The sequence below is a fragment of the Streptomyces hilarionis genome (assembly GCF_024539675.1).
Classification (GTDB): domain Bacteria; phylum Actinomycetota; class Actinomycetes; order Streptomycetales; family Streptomycetaceae; genus Streptomyces; species Streptomyces hilarionis.
The window spans coordinates 1-18,820 of record NZ_JAHHIT010000076.1 but is presented as its reverse complement, the minus strand read 5'-3'; the positions used below and the strand labels follow the sequence as shown (position 1 = coordinate 18,820).

17 protein-coding genes are annotated in these 18,820 nt (G+C 73.7%); 9 read left to right on the top strand and 8 right to left on the bottom strand.

Annotation, left to right across the window (positions count from 1 at the left end):
• The first annotated feature begins 12 nt into the window (after positions 1-12).
• The 3 genes from KMS84_RS19765 to KMS84_RS19755 all read left to right on the top strand — a co-directional run bounded on the left by KMS84_RS19765 (position 13) and on the right by KMS84_RS19755 (position 4,166).
• On the top strand, positions 13-936 hold the full coding sequence (locus KMS84_RS19765) for a MurR/RpiR family transcriptional regulator (protein WP_256917652.1): 924 nt from the start codon (positions 13-15) through the stop codon (positions 934-936).
• A gap of 368 nt (positions 937-1,304) precedes the next feature.
• Entirely contained in the window at positions 1,305-1,682 is a 378-nt protein-coding gene (locus KMS84_RS19760; protein ID WP_174855709.1) for a hypothetical protein, read from the top strand.
• Between the two features lie 147 nt (positions 1,683-1,829).
• Positions 1,830-4,166 carry a SpoIIE family protein phosphatase gene (locus tag KMS84_RS19755; RefSeq protein WP_256917695.1) on the top strand — a complete coding sequence of 779 codons (2,337 nt, stop codon included), beginning with the start codon at positions 1,830-1,832 and terminating at the stop codon, positions 4,164-4,166.
• A gap of 86 nt (positions 4,167-4,252) precedes the next feature.
• Here the strand turns inward: KMS84_RS19755 and KMS84_RS19750 are convergent, their stop codons facing one another.
• Both KMS84_RS19750 and KMS84_RS19745 read right to left on the bottom strand, forming a co-directional pair.
• On the bottom strand, positions 4,253-5,098 hold the full coding sequence (locus KMS84_RS19750; protein WP_256917651.1) for a peptidoglycan-binding domain-containing protein: 846 nt from the start codon (positions 5,096-5,098) through the stop codon (positions 4,253-4,255).
• Positions 5,099-5,200: 102 nt separating this feature from the next.
• The gene (locus tag KMS84_RS19745; RefSeq protein WP_256917649.1) at positions 5,201-6,028 is read right to left on the bottom strand and encodes an ATP-grasp domain-containing protein; all 828 of its coding nucleotides are present in this window, start codon (positions 6,026-6,028) and stop codon (positions 5,201-5,203) included.
• Between the two features lie 165 nt (positions 6,029-6,193).
• On the opposite strand from KMS84_RS19745, the gene KMS84_RS19735 reads away from it, so the two are divergent.
• From KMS84_RS19735 to KMS84_RS19720, 4 genes are all read left to right on the top strand, one after another.
• Positions 6,194-7,042 (top strand): bifunctional methylenetetrahydrofolate dehydrogenase/methenyltetrahydrofolate cyclohydrolase, encoded by an 849-nt coding sequence (locus tag KMS84_RS19735; protein WP_256917647.1) that lies wholly within the window; start codon positions 6,194-6,196, stop codon positions 7,040-7,042.
• 125 nt (positions 7,043-7,167) lie between these two features.
• Positions 7,168-7,881, top strand: a complete 714-nt coding sequence (locus KMS84_RS19730) for a TetR family transcriptional regulator (RefSeq protein ID WP_256917694.1) — start codon at positions 7,168-7,170, stop codon at positions 7,879-7,881.
• Between the two features lie 163 nt (positions 7,882-8,044).
• A complete protein-coding gene (locus KMS84_RS19725) occupies positions 8,045-8,458 on the top strand; it encodes a Zn-ribbon domain-containing OB-fold protein (RefSeq protein WP_256917646.1) in 414 nt (137 codons plus the stop codon).
• Between the two features lie 190 nt (positions 8,459-8,648).
• A complete protein-coding gene (locus KMS84_RS19720) occupies positions 8,649-11,420 on the top strand; it encodes an alpha/beta hydrolase family protein (RefSeq protein ID WP_256917645.1) in 2,772 nt (923 codons plus the stop codon).
• Between the two features lie 132 nt (positions 11,421-11,552).
• On the opposite strand, the gene KMS84_RS19715 is transcribed toward KMS84_RS19720, so the two are convergent.
• Entirely contained in the window at positions 11,553-11,933 is a 381-nt protein-coding gene (locus KMS84_RS19715) for a PPOX class F420-dependent oxidoreductase (protein ID WP_256917644.1), read from the bottom strand.
• Between the two features lie 138 nt (positions 11,934-12,071).
• Here KMS84_RS19715 and KMS84_RS19710 point away from each other — a divergent pair, with 138 nt between their 5' ends.
• Positions 12,072-13,472 (top strand): S1 family peptidase, encoded by a 1,401-nt coding sequence (locus KMS84_RS19710; RefSeq protein WP_256917643.1) that lies wholly within the window; start codon positions 12,072-12,074, stop codon positions 13,470-13,472.
• Between the two features lie 69 nt (positions 13,473-13,541).
• On the opposite strand, the gene KMS84_RS19705 is transcribed toward KMS84_RS19710, so the two are convergent.
• Positions 13,542-13,712, bottom strand: a complete 171-nt coding sequence (locus KMS84_RS19705) for a hypothetical protein (protein WP_256917642.1) — start codon at positions 13,710-13,712, stop codon at positions 13,542-13,544.
• A 111-nt stretch (positions 13,713-13,823) separates the two neighbouring features.
• Positions 13,824-15,017 (bottom strand): ROK family protein, encoded by a 1,194-nt coding sequence (locus KMS84_RS19700; RefSeq protein ID WP_256917641.1) that lies wholly within the window; start codon positions 15,015-15,017, stop codon positions 13,824-13,826.
• Positions 15,018-15,248: 231 nt separating this feature from the next.
• Between KMS84_RS19700 and KMS84_RS19695 the strand changes: the two genes are divergently transcribed.
• Positions 15,249-16,451, top strand: coding sequence for a Gfo/Idh/MocA family protein (locus KMS84_RS19695; RefSeq protein WP_256917640.1), 1,203 nt, complete (start codon positions 15,249-15,251; stop codon positions 16,449-16,451).
• A gap of 45 nt (positions 16,452-16,496) precedes the next feature.
• Here the strand turns inward: KMS84_RS19695 and KMS84_RS19690 are convergent, their stop codons facing one another.
• The 3 genes from KMS84_RS19690 to KMS84_RS19680 form a co-directional block, all read right to left on the bottom strand.
• Positions 16,497-17,192, bottom strand: coding sequence for a L,D-transpeptidase family protein (locus KMS84_RS19690; RefSeq protein ID WP_256917639.1), 696 nt, complete (start codon positions 17,190-17,192; stop codon positions 16,497-16,499).
• Between the two features lie 279 nt (positions 17,193-17,471).
• Positions 17,472-18,383 carry an SDR family oxidoreductase gene (locus tag KMS84_RS19685; RefSeq protein ID WP_256917637.1) on the bottom strand — a complete coding sequence of 304 codons (912 nt, stop codon included), beginning with the start codon at positions 18,381-18,383 and terminating at the stop codon, positions 17,472-17,474.
• 139 nt (positions 18,384-18,522) lie between these two features.
• On the bottom strand, positions 18,523-18,820 hold a 298-nt coding region (locus KMS84_RS19680), incomplete at its 5' end, for an MBL fold metallo-hydrolase (RefSeq protein ID WP_256917636.1).

Here is an 18,820-nt window from a genome sequence, read left to right as displayed (position 1 = left end):
GGAGGCGCACCGGTGCCATCGCCGCAGCAGGCACGCGCACAGGCATCAGCGATCACCTCGGGCAGAACCGGTCCGGAGACGGAGGTGTCCCCGACCTCCCGGCTCAGGACCCTCTTCGACGGCCCGCGGCTGTCTCCGGGACAACGGCGGATCGCCCAGTATCTGATCGAGAACATCACCGAGGCCGCGTTCCTGTCGATCACCGACCTCGCGGAACGGGTCGGCGTCAGCCAGCCCTCGGTGACCCGGTTCGCCGCCGCGGTCGGCTTCAGCGGGTACCCCGCGCTGCGGGAGAGGCTCCAGTCCATCGCGCTGGGGGCCCTGGCCGGCGGCCCGGCGGCGGCCGAGGTGAACCGGAGCAACGAGCTCCAGGCGGCGGTGGACGCCGAGATCGAGAACCTGGAGAACCTGCGGCGCGACTTCGCCGACCCCGACCGGGTCATCGACGTGGGCCGCCAGTTGTCCCAGTCGACGCCGCTGACCGTGCTGGGGCTGCGCATCTCGGCCTCGCTGGCCGAGTACTTCGCGTATGCCGCCCGCCGGGTCCACCCGGACGTCAGGCTCGTGACCCGGGGCGGCAGCGTCGCCTACGACGCACTGCTCCAGTCCCGGGAGGCGGGTGGGACCTGGGTGCTGGCGTTCTCGATGCCCCGGCACGCGCAGGAGACGCTGACCGCCGTGCGGGTGGCGCACAGCGCCGGCCTCAAGGTCGCGCTGATCACCGACCTGGCGCTGGGGCCGATGGCCGACGAGGCCGACGCCACGTTCGCCTCCGGGACCGGCTCCCGGCTGGTCTTCGACTCCTATGCCGCACCCGGCGTGATGGCCGCCGCCCTGCTCCAGGCCATGACGGACGCGGGCCCCGAGCGCACCCAGGCCCGGCTGGAGGAGTACGAGCAGATCGCCGAGCAGCACCAGTTCTTCCTGAGGGAATGACCGGTCGCCTCCCGCGCTCCCGCTCCCCCGCGTGAGAACGCCCGCGATCACCTGAGACGGCCCGCGAACGTATACGACCACCCCCCTGCGAAGAAAAGCACCAATGGGATCAGTGCGGGCATTTCGAGCATGAATGTTTTCATACGTCTTGCAAAGGAGACGGCATATATAAATACTGCTCACGGCCGCACCCGCCCGCCAAGGGCTCCTGTACGAACACCCGAAAGCCGCCGTCCCCTACCCACGTCGGCGCCCAGGGTGTTCGGGGCATCGCTTGCGCGAGCGCCCGCGGCGGCCCCGGTCTTCCCCTGGACCGGGGCCGCCCCGAACCGTCGGACCACCGTCACGACGCCACACACCCGGAAGCGATGATCATGACCCTGACGACGACGCGCATCGGCTCGGACTGGCCGTGCCAGGTGAAGACCCCCGGCAGCTACGACTGGGAACGCTCGGCCGCCAAGTGGCTGCGCGAGCTGGTGCCCGCCCGCTACGCGAGCTACCCCGCGCTGCTGCGCCACCCGGTGCTCCTCGCCCGCCATGCGCAGATCCAGGTCCAGAACGAGGTCCGGGTGGCCCGCACCGCCCTTCAGACGGCCCGCGCCGACCTGCCCCGGCTGGGCATGCCCGAGTCGGTGATCGAACACACCATCAAGATGTACGCCGCCGAGGTGATGCAGTTGCAGCACATCGCCCGCAGCGTCCGCGCCGTCACCCAGGCCCTGGTGGACCAGAACGGCCGCTGACCAGGGAGACCCGCTCCCCCGCCGGGGACGCGTCGCGCCTGGCGGGGGCGTTGCCGCAAGACCCCGATCGAATCCACGTCCGTGTGCCATGCTCAAGGCGTGACGAGCGAACCCGCCCTGCCCCCGGAATTCGGTGGGGTGCCCGACATGGCCGCGCTGACCCGGGTGGTGGCACGCCAGCGCGCGGAGATGGACCGCCTCCAGGAACTGGCGGCCGCCTCGGCCGTGCTCGAGCGGGCCAAGGGCGCGCTGATGGCCCAGAGCGGGTGCTCGCCGGACGCGGCCCAGGAGGAACTGCAACAGCGGGCGAAGACGAGCCGCCGCACGCTGCTGGAGGAGTGCTGGACCACCCTCGGCGCCCTCGCCGGCCCCTCCCGCCCCGACGCGGCGCCCGCACCGGCCGGGGCGCCCGCACCGGGCCCGGCCCCGGTTCCCTTCGCCGACGAGGTCGACGCCACCGCCCTGGGCCGTCTCAGCCGCGCCCTGCTCCGGGTCGGCACCCCGCAGGACCTGGCCCTGCGCCTGCTGGACCATCTCGCCCCGGACGTGGGCGCCGACGCCGTGATGATCTACACCCGCCGGCCCGGCGGCGGGCTGGAACTCCTCGCGCACGCCGGCGTCGACGCCGCCCTGGCCGACCAGTGGAGCCGGGTGCCCCCGGTGAGCGGGCTCGCCGCGCTCGACGCCCTGCGCGCCGACGAGCCCCGCTGGCTGGAGGACCCGCGCAAGGACGCCGAGCACTACCTGCTCATCGGCGACCAGCCGCAGCGCTGGCACTCGCGGGCCTGGCTGCCGGTGACCACCGGCGGGTCCGCCGACGTCGCGCTCGGCATCCTGCGCCGGTGCGAAGGCCCCTTCACCGCCCGGGTCCGCGAACACCTCCTCGCCGTCGCCCAGCTGTGCGCGGGCCCGCTGCGCACCTTCGCGGCCCGCAGGGCGCCGGCTCTCGGCGCCGTCGCGGACGCCGTGCAGACGGTGTTCGACCGGCTGCCCGTCGCCGCGGTGCTGCTCGCCCCGCTGGCCGGCGACGACGGGGGACGCGTGGAGGACTTCCGCGTCGACGCCGCGACCGGCGGGGCCTTCGACGCCCTGGGCCGCAGCGGACGCGACCTGGTCGGCCTGCGCTTCCTCGAGTGCTGGCCGGAGGTCGCCGACGAACCGCTGTGGCAGGGATGTCTGCGGGCCCTCGCCGACGACGAGCCCTACGAGAGCGAGCCGTTCGCCCGGCAGCAGCTGGTGGCGGGCTCCAGTGAGCTGTCCACCTACACGGCCCGGGCGGCGCGGCTCGGCGACGGCCTGGTCGTCAGCTGGGTGCGCTACGACCCCTCCGACCGGCAGCAGCAACGCCTCGCCGACGTGCAGCGGCTGGGCAATCTGGGCTGGGCGACCTGGAACCTGGTCACCGGCGAGGGCGACTGGTCCTCCCAGGTCTTCGCCATCTTCGAGCGCGATCCCGCCCAGGGCGTCGTCCCGTTGCAGGCGCTCCCCCGCCTCGGCCTCAACGAGGACGTGCCCCTGCTGGCCCGCGCGGTGGGCGAGCTGGTCCGCCACGGCCGTCCCTGTGACGTCCCCTTCCGGATCGTCACCCGCAACGGCGTCCGCCACCTGCGGATGGTCGCCGAGGCGATGCCGGACGCCCACGGCGCGCCCGCCGAGGTGCACGGCTTCGTCCAGGACCTCACCGTGCAGCGCAATGCCGAGCTCGCCCTGGTCGCCAGCGAACGGGCCATGCTCACCCAGCACGGGGTGCTCCAGGCCGAACGCACCGTGGCCGCCCGGCTCCAGGACGCGCTGCTCCCCCTGCCCAAGCAGCCCGTGGAGCTGGCCGGACTGCGCGTGGACATCGCCTACCTGCCGGCCCAGGCGGGCCTCAACGTCGGCGGCGACTGGTTCAGCGCCATCGAACTGCCCGACGGCGACGCGCTGTTCGTGGTGGGCGACGTGGCCGGGCACGGGATGGGCGCCGTCGCCGCGATGGCGCTGCTGCGCTTCACCGCCAAGGGCATGATCATCACCGGGTCGTCGCTGACCGGGGCCCTCTCGCGGCTCAACGCCCTGCTGCTGCACTCCCGCGACCCGCACGGCTCGGCGACCATGGTCATGGCCCGCTACAGCCCCCGCGACAACCGGCTGGTGTGGGCGCAGGCCGGGCACCCGCCGCCGCTGCTGGTACGCGACGGCGAGGCGCGCTACCTGGAGCGTCCCTACGGCATGCTGCTCGGCGCCACCGACGCTCCCCGCTACGAGGAGGCGGAGGTCGTCCTGGAGCCGGGCGACCGGCTGCTGCTCTACACCGACGGCCTGGTCGAACGGCCCGCGGAGAGCATCGACCTGGGCCTGGAACGCCTGGCCGACGCCGCCGGGCCCGACGGCCCGTCCGCCCCGGCCCCGCTCAAGCGGCTGCTCGGCGCCCTGCTGGACCCCGAGGGCCGCGACGACGTCTGCGTGTGCGACATCCAGCTCCCTCGCGACGGCGAGCGCTAGCGGACGGCGACGAAGGCCCCCCGCACGCCCCGGTCACTCCGGCTCTTCCGGACCCACGACCCGCAGCCCACGGCCGCAGTCCGTCGTCATCCGGTGTGTGCGCCGGTGCGGGACTCCAGGTCGCGGCGGGTGTCGTCGCCGTAGACGCCGCTCTCGTCGCCGCGGATGCCGTACCAGAGCTGGAAGCGCGCCACGGCCTCGGTGAGGACGGCGCTGTAACGGCCGTCGGTGGGGCCGTGGTCGTAGACGTTCGGGATGCGCAGCAGCCGGCGCTGGAGGTCGGTCACCTGCGGACCGCTGTCGCCCTCCCGGAGCGTGCCGGCCCCGTCGGGGTCGGCGGACGGGGTCGCGGCGACGGACGGCGTCGACGCGGGGGCCGAGGCCGACGGCGGGACCGTCTCCGCGGCGGCCTCGCCGCCCCGGCCCGGCAGCAGGAGCGCCCCGGCGAACCCGGCCAGCGCCGCGGCGCACACGCCCACCATGATCGCGCCGCGCCGCAGGCCCGCGTCGGAGTCGGTCCGGGCCGCGCGGGCGCCCGTCCGCCCGTCGCGAGCCGCCCGAGCCGCTGCCGGCGCACCCCGCCCCGGCGCCGCCGGCCCGCCGCGCGGGACGCCGGGGTCCCTGCGGGCGCGCCGGGGCGCGGGGCGGGGCCCGCCGCGCTCGCTCGCCCAGTCCGAGCCCCCGCGGGGCGTCGTCGGCGTGGGCGTCGCCGTCGTCGTGGGCGCGGCGACCGGCGGGAGTTCCTCCGTCTCCGCCTCGCCTCCCGCCGACGGCGTCAGCGGGATCGCCTCGTACGCGCCGGCGTCCCGGTCCGGCTCGGTCATCTCGCGGATCAGCTCCGCGAGGGCGTCGGTGTTGCGCGGTCGCAGGACCCGGATGGGTTCCAGGACCGGGCGTTCGTGCGGCTTCCCGGGTTCCTCCGGTGTCGGCACGCTCGTCTCCCTCCCGTGGGTCCCCCGGGAGAGATACGGGCGGGCGGGCCGCCGGGTTCACCCCGGCGCCCTTCGGCGCCCCGGCCGCCCCGGCCCGGGGGCTCACCCGGCGAGGAAGCGACGCAGGGAGCGGATCGTCGCGGCGACGAACGCGTCGCGTCCGGCGTCGTCGACGGCGTCCAGCGACAGGTACGGGTTGAGGTCCTCCAGTTCCACCAGCAGCAGCTCCCCGTCGGGAGCGCGGCAGGCGTCGACGCGCTGGATGCCGTGCGCGAGGTCGTTCCAGTCGACGAAGCGACGGGCGAACTCCAGGTCGCGCACGGTCGGCTCGTACGGTTCGAGCTGCCAGCGGCGGTCCGGGTGCGGGGCGTACAGCGCGTACTGGAAGTCGTGGTCGACGTAGAAGAAGGAGACCTCGTAGCGGAAGTCGACGCACGGCTGGACGAGCGTGGAGCCGTCGGCCAGCGCGGACAGGGCCTCCGGGCCGACGACCCGCAGGCCTGCCGAGTCGGCGCCGAGCCTGGGCTTGACGACGTAGCGGTCGGCCGGGGGCAGCAGGTGCAGGTCCTCGGGGCGGTCGACCGTCGGGATCACCGGGTGGCCCTCGGCGCTCAGGTCGAGGAGGTACTGCTTGCCGAGCATGTCGGCGCGGCCGGTGAGCGGGTTGTACACCCGCACGCCCTCGCGCAGCGCCCGCTCCCGGAAGGCGTCGTACTGCTCCCGGTAGCCGAGGACGGGGCCGCTGTTGCGGACGACCACGGCGTCGAAGGCGTCCATCAGCGCGGCCGCGTCCAGCGGGTGGCACAGGGCGAGGTCGAACTCCTCGCGCAGGCGGGAGGCGAGGAAGACGTCCTCGTCGCCGTAACGGCGTCCGCGTGCCCGGTAGGCCAGGTCGGTGACATAGAGGAGACGGGGGCGGGCGGCGGGCATGCGGGTCTCCCGGAGGGCTGCGAAACGGTGCGGAAAGGCTACGTCAGGGGGTGGCGCCGGTCCGGGCGGGGCGGCTGCGGCGGGCGGGACGCCTGGTCCGGGTCGGGCGAACGGGTCGTACGATGAGAGGACCGTCGTCTTCTCCCGAAGGGCTCGTCGACTCCCGTGACCACCGCAACACTTCTCGACGGCAAGGCCGCCGCGGCCGACATCAAGAGCGAACTCGCCCTGCGCGTGCAGGCGTTGAAGGAGCGCGGGGTCACCCCGGGGCTCGGCACGATCCTCGTCGGCGACGACGCCGGCAGCCGGTCCTACGTCGGCGGCAAGCACCGCGACTGCGCACAGGTCGGCATCGCCTCGATCCGGGTCGAGCTGCCCGCGGACGCCTCCCAGGCGGACGTGGAGGCCGCGGTGCTGCGGCTGAACGCCGACCCGTCGTGCACCGGCTTCATCGTGCAGCTCCCGCTGCCCGACCACATCGACACCCATGCCGTGCTGGAGCTGATCGACCCGGTCAAGGACGCCGACGGTCTCCATCCGACGAACCTGGGCCGGCTGGTGCTGGGCATCCCCGGCCCGCTGCCCTGCACCCCGCGGGGGATCATCGACCTGCTGCGCCGCAACCACGTGCCGATCACCGGCCAGCAGTTCTGCGTCATCGGCTGCGGGGTCACCGTGGGCCGTCCGCTGGGACTGATGCTGACCCGCAGCACCGAGCACGCCACGGTCACCCTGTGCCACGAGGCCACCCAGGACACGGCCGCGCACGCCCGGGAGGCGGATGTGGTGGTGGCCGCGGCCGGCGTCGCGCACATGGTCAGGCCCGACTGGATCAAGCCCGGCGCGACGGTGCTGAGCGTGGGGCTGACCCGCACGGTCGAGGGCATCCTCGGCGACGTGCATCCGGACGTGAGCGACGTCGCCGGGTCGTTCGCGCCGCCGATCGGCGGGGTCGGGCCGATGACCCGGGCGATGCTGCTGACGAACGTCGTCGAGGCGGCGGAGCGGATCTGACGCTCGCGGTCACGGACGCCGAGGGCACTCGGTTCCCCCCGGGAGGGAACTGAGTGCCATGACGACGCCTCAGGTGTTACGTTCCGTGCATGAGCGCCACTGAGAAGGCGGAGGCCAAGCCGCCGATGCGGGACGCCCTGGTCGCGGCGGCCTTCCGGCTGTTCCTGGAGCGGGGCTACGAGCAGACCACCGTCGACGACATCGTGACGCTCGCGGGGGTGGGGCGACGGTCGTTCTTCCGTTACTTCCCCTCCAAGGAGGACGTGGTCTTCCCCGACCACGAGCGGTGCCTGGCGGACATGACCGCCTTCCTCGGCGCGAGCGGGCCGGAGCACGAGCCGGTGCGACGCGTGTGCGACGCCGCCCGGCTGGTCCTGCTGATGTACGCGGAGAACCCCTCGTTCTCGGTGCAGCGCTACCGGCTCACCAAGCAGGTGCCGGGACTGCGGGCGTACGAGCTGTCGGTGGTCTGGCGGTACGAGCGCGCCCTCGCCGAGTATCTGCGCGGCCGCTTCGCCGGGCGCCGCGACGGCGACCTCGAGGCCGACGTGATCGCGGCCGCGGTGGTCGCCGCGCACAACAACGCGCTGCGCTCCTGGCTGCGTTCGGACGGCGAGGGCGAGGCGACCGCCACCGTGGACCACGCGCTGGCGTACGTGCAGTCCGCGTTCGGCTCGCCCCCGGCGGCGCCCGTCGTCGACGCACGGCCGGACGGCCGCGCGAACCCCCCGCGGGCCACCGTCGAGCGCCCCGAGGACGTCGTCGTCGTCGTGGCGCGGCGCGGGGCCCCGCTGTGGCGGGTGGTGCAGGAGATCGAGACGACCCTGGGGCGCGACTGACCACGCGCCACCGCCACCCTTTTTGGGGGTACGCAGTGCCTTTACGCGTGGCACTGAGTGCCATACTCTGTGGGACGTGCACGGCGGCACGGTCGACCGGGCACGTCCGTGCACGGGTGAGCCGCGCACGTGGTTTCCGGCCGAGTGCAGGGAGTTGACCCGCGTGTACCACCTCTCAGGAAACGTCGTCCAGCAGGCCGCCGGCTCGGCGGCGGGCCTTCTCGAGCGCGCGAGCGCCGACGGCGACACGCTCCTCTTCCAACGCTGCACCTGGTGCGCCACCGCCATGTACCACCGTCTGCTGTGTCCCGTCTGCCAGGGCGGCGACCTGCGCACCGAGCGCAGCGAGGGCACCGGGACGGTCCGTCACGCCACCGTGGTGCACCGCAACACCCCCGCCGCGCGCAACGTGTCGCTCGTCGAGATGGCCGAGGGCTTCGTCGTCCGCGGCCGGGTCATGGGCCCGCTCATCGGCATCCACAGCGGCGACCGCGTCCGCCTGTCCACCGTCAAGGACCCGGTGCGCGGCGAGCCGGTCTTCCAGCTCCTCGACGAGCCGTACCGGGCCTGGCACTAGATCCCGTCCGTCCCGGCGAGGAAGGGCGGCCCGTTTCACGACGGCGTCCGACGGTGTCCGGATTCGTGTCCCGACGCGGACGCGGTGCGCCGTCACAGGCAACCCACAGATCCGGTTTCCCTTCCTTCGGAAGGCGAGGGGCTCCCGGTACGGACGGGGCCCCCGCGCTCCGAGTGCTGAGGAGTGGACCTTGATCCGTGCCCGGCGAATAGGTGTCACCGCCGTGGCCGCCCTGGCGGCCCTGGCGGGAACACCGGGACTGGCACAAGCCCGACAACCGTCCGAACCGAGCCCGTTGACCGCCCCCGCCGACGGCGTGCTGCCGCCGGGATGGCGAATCGCCGGCGAGGGCGCCGCCCGCCAACTGGTGTGGCGCTCGCCCCGGCCCGTGCCTCCCGGCGACGCCCGCGTGGAGTTCCACGCGGGCGACCGGCTGCTCGGCGCCCCGCGGCCGGGCAGCGACGGCCGCACGTTCCGGCTGCCGCTCGACGCGACCGGCGGCGCCCCCCTGAAGGACCTCCAGGTGCTCGCGAGCGGGCGACGGCTGGACGCGCCCGCCGCCGGGTCGGCAGCGGGGCACGGGCGGGCGCGCACCGCGCAGCAACTGCCCGCCCTGCCCGCGGCGAACGCCGTGGACCCCGGCAGACCCGGCCCGTACCGCACGCTCTCCGGCGAGTACGACCTGAACCCGGTCAAGCTGCCGGGCTACGCCCGCCCCGTCGAGATGCGGGCCGTCGTGGTCGCGCCGAAGGGCGCCACCGGCAAGCGCCCGCTCGCGCTGTTCCTGCACGGCCGCCACGCGACCTGCTACAAGCCGGGCGCCGAGGACGACGTGAACATCGACTGGCCCTGTCCCGCGGGGACGAAGGAGATACCCAGCCACAAGGGCTATCTCAAGGACCAACAGCTGCTCGCCTCCCAGGGATACGTCACCGTCTCGATCGCGGCCAACGGCATCAACGGCCAGGACTGGGCGGCCGAGGACGCCGGCGCCCAGGGCCGCTCCTCCCTGGTCCGCCGCCACCTCGCCCGCTGGGCCGACTGGGCCGCCCACCCGGGCGGCGCCCCGGCCGTGGTGCGCGACGCGCCCCGGGCCGACCTGTCCAGGGTGCTGCTCGTGGGCCACTCGCGCGGCGGCGAGGGCGTCAACCGCGCGGCGATGGACAGCCTCTACCCGCCGCCGGCCGCCCAGGACGGCTACCGGGGCCCGGTCCGCTGGAAGATCCGCGGAACCGTGCTCATCGGACCGACGATCTTCGGCCAGAATCCGGTCGCCGACGTCCCCTCGACGACGATCCTGCCCGGCTGCGACGGCGACGTCTCCGACCTCGAGGGCGAGACCTACCTCGACGGGACGCGCGGCGTCGGCCGCGGAACCGCCCTGCACAGCGCGGTCTACGTGATCGGCGCCAACCACAACTTCTTCAACAGCGAGTGGACGCCGGGCCAGGCCGAGGCCCCGGCCTCGGACGACTTCTACGACTCGCCGGAGGAGCCGGACCCGGTCTGCTCGACCGGCGCCCGGACCCGGCTGAGCGCCGAGCAGCAGCACCAGGCCGGCGCGACCTACATCGCGGCCGCCGCCCGGCTGTTCGTCGGCGGCGACGACCGGGTGCGCCCGCTGCTGGACGGCACCGGGCGGCGCGCGCCCTCCGCGGGCCCGGCCCGCGTCCTGACGCACGCGGTCGGCGCCCGGCGCTCGGGCGGCTTCCTCCCGGACGGCGGGGTGAAGGTGACCGGCGGTCGCGTCTGCCGCGCCGACTCCGACCCGGCCCGGGCCTGTCTGGGCGAGGACGCTCTCGGCATGTCCCCGCACTTCGGCTGGTGGGACCTGGAGACGGACAGCGCCAAGAGCGCCGTGGCCCTGCGCTGGTCCGCGCCGGGCAGGCCGACGAGGATCACGTCCGGCGCGCCGGTCTCCCTCGCCGGGGCCAGAAGCCTGGCGCTGCGCGTGTTCGTGCCGCCGAACTCCACCGGCACGGCGCTGGACGTGGCCGTCACCGACACCGCCGGCCGGCGTGCCGACCTCGGGCGGATCACCGCCGACGGGCTGCCCGGCTCGGCGCGCACGGCCTCCTACTGGGCGCGCGAACTGCGGGTGCCGCTGACCGCGGCGACCCGCGCCGGACTCGACCTGCGGCACGTCAGGTCGCTCTCCCTGACGCCGCGTTCGGCGTCCGGGCAGGCGTGGTTCATGGACGCCTGGGGCTGGGCGCCCGGCACGCCCGCGGTGAAGGCGGCGGCCCTGCCGCGCGTCGACGTCGGGCGGCTCACGGTGAAGGAGGGCGACTCCGGCGTCCGCACCTACCACGTCCCGGTCCGCGTGTCCGGGCACGGCGTCGGCACGGCCCGCTTCTACGTGGTCGACCCGCGGACCGGGCGGGCGACGGAGAAGGTGGTGAAGGTCCGGCCCGGCGTCCTGCCCATCGACGTGCCGGTCCGGGTGAAGGGCGACACGCTCTTCGGCACCGACGAGGAGCACAACCTGCTCGTGAAGGCCGTGCGCGGCGCGGTCGTCGGCTCCTCGCGGGGCGGGGTCACGGCCCGCAACGACGACCCGGCGCCGGCGGTGACCCTGACGCCCGCCGTCCGGGCGACCGAGGGTGAGCCGCTGACCTGGCGGATCTCGCTCTCCGCGCCCGCAGAGGTCGCCCAGTGGTTCCCGCTGCGGCTGCTGCCGGTGGTCGAAGGGGCGGAGCTGTCCACCAAGGACGTGGACCCGCGGTGGCTGGAGGACGTCTCCGGACGGCAGCCCGACCCCGAACTCCCCCTGTCCCAGGTGGAGATGTACGTCGGACCCGAGATACCGGCCGGCGCCACGAGCGCCGAGTTCGCCATCCCGACGGTGAAGGACCAGGTGGCCGAGCCCGAGGAGTCGGTGCGCCTGACCCTGACGGACGAGTCGGGCGGTCCGTTGCCGGGCGCCCCGACCGCGACCGGAACGGTCGTGGACGCGCCGTAGCGCACAGCGCGCGCACCTGACCGACTGAGGGAGTGAGGGACCGAGCGACAGGGAGGCAGGAAGACCGTGGGACGGCAGGGGGCACGGACCGCGTGGTCCGTGCCCCCTGGCGCTGCGCCCCCCGGCCCTGTCTCAGAGCGTGATGCGGATCCCCACGGTCCCGTCCTGGCCGCGACGCAGTCTGCTGCCGAGCAGGGTGAGCCGGCCCACCACGCCGTACTTGCGGGCGAGCAACGAGCGGTAGCGTGCGGTGGTCGGCGCGTCGCAGATCTCCGCCCTCGCCGGGACCTGTTCGCCGGTGGGCTTCCCGCGGACGTCGCACGGGCCGACGAGCACGTCGCCGCGGGCCCGGATCCGCTTGACCTTCCAGGCGTCCGCGGCCGACCAGGCCCCGAGCGCGTCGCCGTCGCGGACCACCCAGACGGGGGTGGCGACGCCGGTCCCGTTCTTCCGGTAGCTGGTGATCAGCAGGTACTTGCCCGCGGCCAGCCGGTCGATCGCCTTCTCGTCCATGTCCGCAGTGTAGGCGCGAGGTGATCGCTTCCCCGCTGAACATTGCCGGGACCCGGCACGTATCCCTGGTGAGGGCGCTCAACGACCGGAGTGCCCCGCGGTGTTGAGACCGCGCGTTGAAGGTTTCGGGAGCCATGCATGAGGCACGTACGACGACGGACCGTCCGGCGAGTGACCCGGCTGGCGGCGGTCGGCGGACTCCTCCTGGGAGGGGCCATGGTCACGCAGGCGGCCATGGCGAGCGAACCGCCCGCCGCCACGGCGACGGTGCGCAGCGCCGCCGAGCCCGTGGTCAGCAATCCTGGGGCGGCGCTCGTGAAGAAGCTCGGGACCGCGCGCACGGCGGGAACCTGGCTCGCGGACGACGGACGGCCGGTGGTCGCGGTCACCGACGAGGAGTCGGCCGACGCCGTCCGCGCGGCGGGGGCCGAGGCGAAGGTCGTCTCGCACAGCATGAACGAGCTGAAGTCGGCCACGGCGACCCTGCGGTCGGCGCCGAAGGTGCCCGGCACCGCCTGGGTGATGGACTACCGGACCAACCAGGTCGTCGTGCAGGCCGACAGGACGGTGTCGGCCGCCGACTGGTCGCGGCTGTCGGACACGGCCGCCGGGATCGGCAGTTTCGTGCGCATGGAGCGCACCGCCGGTGAGTTCACCACCCGGATCAACGGCGCGCAGCCCATCCTGTCGACCGGCGGGCGCTGTTCGGCGGGCTTCAACGTGACGAACGGCACGAGCGACTTCATCCTCACCGCCGGGCACTGCGGACCCAACGGGTCGACCTGGTTCGCCGACAACCAGGCCGAACGGCAGGTGGGCCAGACGGTCCAGTCGAACTTCCCCGGCAACGACTTCTCCCTGGTGCAGTACGCGAGCGGCAAGGCGGGCGACGGCGCCGACGTCGTGGCCATCGGCAACGGCAACGGGGTGCGCATCACGGGCGCCGGCGAGGCGGCCGTGGGCCAGCGGGTGTTCCGCAGCGGCAGCACCAGCGGGCTGCACGACGGCCAGGTCACCGGCCTGGACGCGACGGTGAACTACCCGGAGGGCACGGTCGGCGGGCTCATCGAGACGAACGTGTGCGCCGAGCCGGGCGACAGCGGCGGCCCGATGTTCTCCGACGGCATCGCCCTCGGCGTCACCTCGGGCGGAAGCGGCGACTGCAAGACGGGCGGCACGACGTTCTTCCAGCCGGTCACGGACGCGCTGGCCGAGCTCGGCGGCGTCCAGCTGATCGTGGCCGCTCCGTCGGCCGGCGCCCAGGGCGGCAAGCAGGCGTCGTCGGCCGGGCCCGCGCCGACGTCGTCCCCCACCCAGGCGGCGATCGCTCCGGGCTCCGCCTCTCCCGGCTTGACGACGCCGGTGACGGGCGCGGGGGGCGAGGTGTCGCTGGCCGCCCGGCTCACCGACCCGAGGAACATCGGCCCCGGTCTGCTGGTCATCGCGGGCAGCATGGTCGCTCTGGTGGCGACCCGGTACTTCCGCGCCGAGCAGGACCGCAAGGCCTACCAGCGCTACTACTCGGCGACCTGGGGGTGAGCCCGGGAATCGTTCGGGGCGGGGCCGCGGGGAGCGGCCCCGCGGCAGGCCGTGCGGCCGGGTCGGCCGTCAGGCCGCCTCTACGGGCGGCGGAGCGGCGGCCCACTCCAGGACGAGCCGCTGGTACTCCTCGCGCTGCTCGACGCTCAGTGTCCCGCCCGACCGGAACCACAGGGCCCGGATCTCCTCGTTGACCTCGGCCGCCGATCGCTCGGAGCGGGTTTCAACAGTGGTGGACATGATGTGAATCTTAGGGCGTCCGGCGTGAAGGCCGCGTGAGTCATCCCCAATGAATCTGACATATCGGACGTGTTACTGATCACGTCCATCTGTCAACCCCTTGAGCACCGTTCATCCGGCCGGCGGAGCCGGCACCGCGGACGCTCCGCCCCGCGCCGCCCCCAGCACCAGCACCTGGATCGCCGGCACCGCGGCCCCGCGGGCCCAGTCGTGGAAGTCCGAGACCTTCGTCTCCAGCGCCACGGGGTCGGCCAGCGGGTGCCGGTGGGCGCGGACGGTCCGCTCCACCGTCGCGCCCCCGACATCCATCAGGCCGACGCCTTCGCCGGCCAGCAGGATCTTCTGCGGCATGACGAAGTTGGCGATCTGCGCGACCAGCACGCCCAGGGCGCGGGCCGCCTCGTCCACGACCCGGGCGGCCATCGGCTCGCCTTCGGCGGCGAGGGTGAGGATCTCCTCGTAGGTCAGCTCCCGGCCGGTGGCCGCCTGGACCTGGTAGCGGATGCTGGGGACGGTCAGCAAGGACACCGCGCTGCCCCGCTCCCCGTCCGGGGTGAGCGGGCCGTTCGGGTCCAGGATCCAGTGCCGGCCGAACCCCCGGTCCTCCTCCGCGCAGGGCACCCGCCGCCCGCCGAGGACCAGCCCGTAGCCGATGCCCGCGCCGATGGTCAGCACCACGAAGCGCTCGAGGCCGCGACCGGCGCCGAACCAGGTCTCGGCCTCCACCAGCGCGGCGACGTCGTTCTCGACGACGACCGGCAGCCCGGTGCGCTCCCCGACGAGCGCGGCCAGCGGGACGTCACGCCACCCGAGGAAGGGCGAGTCCGCCACGACGGCGCGGTCGCGGACGAGCCCGCCCACACCGATGCCGATGCCCTCCAGGCCCGGGTGGGCGCGGGCCAGTTCGCCGGCCATCTCACCCAGCGACCGGACGACCTCGGCCGGCTCCCGTGAGACGAGCGGGCGGTCGTGGCGGGCGATCACCTCGCTCCTGAGGGTCGTGACGACGCCGTACACCGTGTCCTCGGTGATCTTGAACCCGATGAACGAGCGGGATCCGGCGACCACGTCGAGCGGTCGCGAGGGGCGGCCCTGCCGGGTCTCGGCCGCGGCGGCCGGCGCGGGCGCCTCGACCAGCAGGCCCGACTCGATCAGCGGCTTGGTCAGCCGGGTGAGGCTGCCCGCGGACAGACTCAGCCGCCGCGACAGCTCGGTGCGCGAGAGCGGTCCGTTGACGAGCACCTCGATCGCCACGGAACGCTCCCCCGCGCTGAGCGGCGGCCAGCCGGCGCTTCCTGCGGTCACGAGGTCACCTTCCCGCCCGGCTCATCCGGACCACCCGGATCTCACGGGCCCCGGGATCACACGGACTTCTTTCCGCGATGGAACTAATCCGCCCACTCTAGAGGCTGGATCGCCGATGGAAGTCGCCGGAGAAGAATCACGCCCGCCTCTTGACGCCAGGATTCTTTCACCTCAAAAGTAAGTGCCGGGCCGGATCACCCTGGTTCCCGACCAGTGAAGGGCACGCGCACCATGACGTTCTCGCTCGGCATCGTCGGCGCCGGACAGTTCTCCGGCCAGTTCGCCAGGCTGTTCCTGGCCCATCCCGGCGTCGGCGACGTGTACGTCACCGACCTGCTCCCCGAACGGGCCGAGCGGCTCGCCGCGGCCGAGGGCCTCACGGGGGTCTTCCCGTCGTACGAGGCGATGCTCGCGTCGGACGCGGTGGACGCGGTCGCCGTCTTCACCCAGCGCTGGACGCACGGCCCGCTGGTCCTCGACGGCCTGAACGCCGGCAAGCACGTGTACTCCGCGGTCCCCATGGCGATCAGCGTGGCGGAGATCGCGGCGATCATCGACGCCGTCGGGGAGACGGGCCTGACGTACATGATGGGCGAGACGAGCCAGTACAACCCGGCGACCGTGCACGCGCGCAACCGGATCGCCGAGGGCGCCTTCGGCCGGATCTTCTACGCCGAGGGCGACTACGTCCACGACATGGACCTCGGGTTCTACGACGCGTACCGGTACAGCGGCGGCGAGGACTGGAAGGCCACCGCGAGCTATCCCCCGCTGCTGTACCCGACGCACTCGGTGGGCGGGGTGCTCGGGGCCTGGCGCACGCACGCGGTGAGCGTGTCGGCGATCGGCGTCGTCGACGAGCGCGGCGACGGCGTCTTCGACAAGGAGGTGAGCCGCTTCGGCAACGACTTCTCGAACGCGACCGCCCTGTTCGAGGTGGCGGGCGGCGGTTCGTTCCGCACGAACGAGTTCCGGCGGGTGGGCTACCCCTCCCACATCCGCGAGTCCCGGTTCCGCTTCTTCGGCACGGAGGCGAGCATGGAGCAGCTCGCGACGGTGGCGCTGTGGCAGGACAAGAGCGGCGTGCAGGACATCAGCGAGTTGCTGGAACCCAAGCGGACGCTGTCCCCCGACGACCCCTCGCTGCGGCACGTCGCACCCGAGCTGCGGGCCGCCTTCACCTCGGGCTCCGCGCCGGTGCACGACCGCTCACGGCTGCCCCGGGAGTTCGACACGATGCACAACGGCCACGAGGGCAGCCACCACTTCCTGGTGGACGACTTCGTGACCGCGGTGGCCTCGCGCACCCTGCCGTCCGTCAACGCCTGGGTCGCGGCCCGCTACACCCTGCCGGGCATCGTCGCGCACGACTCGGCACGGCAGGGCGGGAGAAGGCTGGACATACCCGACTTCGGGGACGCCCCCGAGGCGTGACGCCCGGGCCGCCGGGCGCCCGGGCCGTCTCAGGAGCGTGCGGTCTCAGGTGCCCGGCTTGCGGCCGTAGACGAAGACGTCGTCGCCGGTCTTCAGCAGCGACCAGTACTTCTTGGCGGACGTCGACGTCATGTTGACGCAGCCGTGGGAGCCCGGCGGGTTCCACATGCTCAGGCCGACCGAGTGAAAGGCCTGCCCGCCGTCGAAGAACTGGCTGTACGGCATGGGCACGTTGTAGATGTTCGAGACGTGGTTCAGGTGGCGCCAGTAGATCTTCTTCAGGCCGGTGCGGGTCTCGTACCCGTCACGGCCGGTGCGCACGGGGACCGGCCCGTAGACGAGGCGGCTGCCGTCCTGGATCCAGCTGATCTGGAGGGTGAGGTTCACACAGGCGATGCGGCCCTTGTTGGTCGGGCAGGTGCCCGCCTTGTTGGGCTTGTTGCCGACCGCCTTCTGCTTGTTCATCAGGTCCATCACGCCCCAGGTGACGGGCCCGGCGTAGCCGATGTTGGGCGTGATGCCGTGCTTGTTCTGGAAGGCGCGGATGGCAGTGCAGTCGGCGCCGGACTGCCTGCCGTCCACGGGCCGGCCGAGGAACTTCTCCACCTGCTTCTGGTACGGCCCGGCCTGCGTCGTACAGCTCGCGGCCTGTGCCGGCCCCGCGCCCAGCGCGAGCGTCAGCGGTGCTACGAGTCCGGTGACCCCCAGCGCGACGACTCCTCGTCTGCGTATGTCCCCCATGGCTGCCCTCTCCCTGGCATGGTGTGTCGTTCTCGCAGTGGTAGACCGCTGTGCGCGGGCGGCGGTTGTACTCCGACGCAGGCTGTGACGAAACGGTGAACTTCACCGCCCCGTCCGGCCCGGCGCCGCCCCGCGCCCGCCGGGCAGCCTACGGCGGACCGCCACCGCCGTCACGGCCGGGGCGGTCACTGGTACGGGACGGCTACGGCGGTGACGGCGGTGGCGGCGATGACGCCCGCTCACCCGGCGGACGCCGGACGGGTGGGCGGGGGCCGCGGCTCAGCGGTAGCCGGTGGTGTCCGCCGGCTTGCCCGCGTCCTGGACCTCGACCAGATAGCGCCAGGCGTCCGGGCGGCTCCCGTCGAGATCGGTGAAGCCGTACTCACGGGCGAGTCCGCCGCTGGAGAGGGACCGGCCGTTGAAGCGGTCGACGCCGGGGTCGGCGGCGAGTGCGGCGACGGCCCGGCCGACGAAGCGGGGCGTCTCGGAGATGGCGAAGTGCGGGACGCGGTCGAGGGCGTCCCGCCAGTTGTCCTCGCGCACGCCGAACTGATCGAGCATCAGCTCCGAGCGCAGCCAGCCCGGGGTGAGCGCGACGGCGGTGGCTCCGCGGGGGCCGAGCTCGTGGCCGAGGGCGAACGCCATGCGCAGGACGGACGACTTGGCGAGGTCGTAGAAGAAGTTCACGCGGTAGGCGTCGCGGTTGTACTCGGCGGTGCCGTCGGTCATCTCGACGACCAGGCCGCCCGGCCGCCGCAGCAGCGGGAGCGCGTGGTGGCTGGTGACGGCGTGGGTCTCCACGGCGAGGCGGAGCAGCCGCAGTCCGTTGTCGAGGTCGTGCTCCCAGACCGGGGTGTCCCATTCGAAGAGGTGCTCGCCGCCCCAGATGTCGTTGACGAGGACGTCGAGGCGGCCTTGTTCCCGTGCGATGCGGTCGACGAGGTCGCGGACCCGGGCGGGGTCGAGGTGGTCGGTGGGGACGGCGACACCGCGGCCTCCCGCCTCGGTGACGAGGTCGGCGGTGTCCTCGATCGTCTCGGGGCGGTCGTACTCCGAGCGCCTCTGGCGCGTGGTGCGTCCGGTGACGTAGACGGTGGCGCCGGCCGCCCCCAGTTCCACGGCGATGCCCCGTCCCGCGCCCCGGGTGGCCCCCGCCACCAGTGCGATCCTGTCCTGCAACGGCCCAGACATGTCCGGCCTCCCTGTTCCCGTGTCCTCGCGGCAGTGGTGTCGCCTCGATGGTCCAGGGAAAGCCGGACGTCTTCTGTCGCCTTTCGGCGGCTCTCACCCGGTCGGCGCCGGGCCGCCCGGCGCGCCGCGCGCCGCCGGGTCAGTGCCCGCGGGCGATCCACTCCTCCAGGTGCGGGGCCTCGGCCCCGATGGTGGTCTCGTCCCCGTGTCCGGTCAGCACGCGCGTCTCGGGCGGGAGGGCGAGCAGCCGGTCCCTGATGGACGTGATGATCGTCGGGAAGTGGGAGTAGGAGCGGCCGGTGGCGCCGGGGCCGCCCTGGAACAGGGTGTCGCCGGTGAACAGCACCCCGAGCCCCGGGTCGTGCAGGCACACCGCGCCGGGCGCGTGCCCGGGCGTGTGCAGGACGGTGAGGTCGACGCCCGCCGCCTCGATGACC